This is a genomic window from Sporichthyaceae bacterium (genome assembly GCA_036493475.1).
Classification (GTDB): Bacteria; Actinomycetota; Actinomycetes; order Sporichthyales; family Sporichthyaceae; genus DASQPJ01.
In genome coordinates this window covers 1-2,088 of sequence record DASXPS010000206.1, presented here as the reverse complement: position 1 = coordinate 2,088, position 2,088 = coordinate 1, and the positions used below count along the sequence as shown (strand labels likewise).

Here is a 2,088-nt window from a genome sequence, read left to right as displayed (position 1 = left end):
ATGCGCTGGTCACCACCCCATTGGTCCCGCTGCCCAACGCAGAGGGCCGGGCGAACCGTCTGCGCGCTGCCCGAAACCGTCCGGCGACCGATGTCGAGGCACCCGCGGCGGAGGCCTGAAACCCATTCTGCCGGGGACCCGGTGTGGACATCGCGTGCGCCGCCATGTTAACGTCGATAAACAACGGCGGGCGGTGTGTGATGATCGCTTCGATCCCGACCGCCGGAACCGGACGCGGGCAGCGTCCGCCGAACCCTTCACCGGAGGACGCGCGTGCCGATTCTGCGTTCTGATCTCGACGTCCACGGTGAGGAATTCCGGACCAATCGGGCCCACAACGAGGGCATGCTCAAGCTCCTCGACGAGGCCCTCGCCCAGGCCCGGGCCGGCGGCGGCGAGGCCTACATGGCCCGCCACCGGGCCCGTGGGCGGCTGGCCGTCCGAGAGCGCATCGACCTGTTGGTGGACCCGGGTTCGGCGTTCCTCGAGTTGTCGTCCTTGGCCGCCTGGGGAACTGACTTCACCGTCGGCGCCAGCGTGGTCACCGGCATCGGCGTGGTCGAGGGCGTCGAGTGTGTGTTTATCGCCAACGACGGCACGGTCAAGGGCGGCACCTCCAACCCCTACACCTGGCGCAAGATGCTGCGCGCGCTGGACATCGCGCGGAAAAACCGCCTGCCGGTGATGAACATGGTGGAGTCCGGCGGCGCCGACCTGCCCACCCAGGCCGACCTGTTCGTGCCCGCTGGGCAACTGTTCCGCGACCTCACCCAGCTCTCCGCGATGGGCATCCCGACCATCGCCCTGGTGTTCGGCAACTCCACCGCCGGCGGCGCCTACGTGCCCGGCATGTGCGACTACTCGGTGCTGATCGACGGGCAGTCCAAGGTGTTCCTCGGTGGCCCACCGCTGGTGAAGATGGCCACCGGTGAGGTCGCCACCGACGAGGAACTCGGCGGCGCCCGGATGCACACGTTCGTCTCCGGCCTGTCCGACTACATGGCCGTCGACGAACGCGACGCCATCCGCATCGGCCGGCAGATCGTGCGCTCGTTCGGTTGGCGCAAGCTGGGCCCGGCGCCGCTCGCGGTGGTCGATCCGCTCTACGACCCGGCCGAACTGCTCGGCATCGCCTCCGCCGACCTGCGGGTGCCGTTCAGCGTGCACGAGGTCCTGGCCAGATTGTTGGATGCGAGCGAGTTCTCCGAGTACAAGCCGGATTACGGCACCTCGATGGTCACCGGCTGGGGCACCCTGCACGGCTACCGGATCGGCATCCTGGCCAACGCCCGCGGGGTGATCTTCAGCGAGGAGGCCAACAAGGCCACCGAGTTCATCCAGCTGTGCAACCAGACGGACACCCCGTTGCTGTTCCTGCAGAACACCACCGGCTTCATCGTCGGCAAGTCCTTCGAGCAGGGCGGCATCATCAAGGACGGCGCCAAGCTGATCAACGCGGTGGCCAACTCCGCGGTGCCGCACTTCACGGTATTCATCGGGGCCTCGTTCGGGGCCGGCAACTACGGCATGTGCGGCCGCGCCTACGAGCCGCGCTTCCTGTTCACCTGGCCGAACTCGCGCACCGCGGTGATGGGCCCGCAGCAACTCGCGGGCGTGCTGTCGATCGTGGCCCGCGACGCTGCCGCCGCGTCCGGCAAGGAGTTCGACGAGGAGAAGGACGCCGCGCGCACGGCGGCCATCGAGGCGCAGATCGACCGCGAGTCGCACGCGTTCTTCATGTCCGGCAAGGTCTACGACGACGGGATCATCAACCCCGTCGACACCCGCACCGTCTTGGGCATCAGCCTGTCCGCCGCGCACAACAACCCGGTGCAGGGCCGGCGCGGCTTCGGCGTCTTCCGAATGTAAGGGACCGTCAGAATGCCACGCCAGATCACGAAGGTCCTCGTCGCCAACCGCGGCGAGATCGCGCGTCGGGTTCTCCGCGGTGCGCGGTCCCTGGGCATCGCCACTGCGGTGGTGTATTCCGATGCGGATGCCGACGCATTGTTCGTCGCCGAGGCGGACGAAGCAGTGCGGCTGCCCGGCACCGCACCCGCGGACACCTACCTGCGCGGCGAGCTGATC

The 2,088-nt window shown here is 68.3% G+C and carries 2 protein-coding genes; both read left to right on the top strand.

Annotated features, from left to right (window positions below; genetic code table 11):
* Positions 1 to 273 precede the first annotated feature (273 nt).
* Positions 274 to 1,869: a carboxyl transferase domain-containing protein gene (locus VGJ14_19710; protein HEY2834654.1), complete on the top strand. Its 1,596-nt coding sequence runs from the start codon at positions 274 to 276 to the stop codon at positions 1,867 to 1,869.
* Between the two features lie 12 nt (positions 1,870 to 1,881).
* On the top strand, positions 1,882 to 2,088 hold a 207-nt coding region (locus VGJ14_19705), incomplete at its 3' end, for a biotin carboxylase N-terminal domain-containing protein (GenBank protein ID HEY2834653.1).